Source organism: Ectopseudomonas khazarica, assembly GCF_004521985.1.
In the GTDB taxonomy this organism is placed as follows: Bacteria; Pseudomonadota; Gammaproteobacteria; order Pseudomonadales; family Pseudomonadaceae; genus Aquipseudomonas; species Aquipseudomonas khazarica.
Map to the genome: position 1 here is coordinate 1 of NZ_SBHZ01000046.1, position 432 is coordinate 432.

Consider the following 432-nt stretch of genomic DNA (forward strand, 5'->3'; position numbering starts at 1 on the left):
CATCTCCAGAAACAGCGGCTACAGCGCCGTTGCTTCTGCTGCCTATCGTTCCGGTTCACTGATGCTTGATGAGCGTACCGGACTGACTCACGACTACACCCGCAAAAGCGGTGTGGCTGAAGCTGTGATTCTGACTCCCGCGACAGCCCCTGCCTGGTGTACGAACCGTGCCGAACTCTGGAATGCCGTTGAGAAGGCCGAACGCCGGAAGAACTCACAACTTGCGCGGGAAATTGAACTCGCCATCCCCCGCGAACTACCGCAGGATGCCGCACGGGAAACCGTTCTCGCCTTTGTCAGAGAAAACTTTGTCAGTCAGGGCATGATTGCTGATGTGGCGTTCCATCACATGGATAAAACAAATCCCCATGCGCACATCATGCTGACCACGAGAGCTGTCGGACCTGCTGGATTCGGTGGAAAGGTCAGGGA

1 protein-coding gene is annotated in these 432 nt (G+C 56.2%); it reads left to right on the top strand.

The genetic code is table 11. From position 1 onward, the window contains the following. A partial coding sequence (locus EPK82_RS24655) for a MobA/MobL family protein (RefSeq protein ID WP_167494407.1) occupies positions 1 to 432 on the top strand: 432 nt, incomplete at both ends.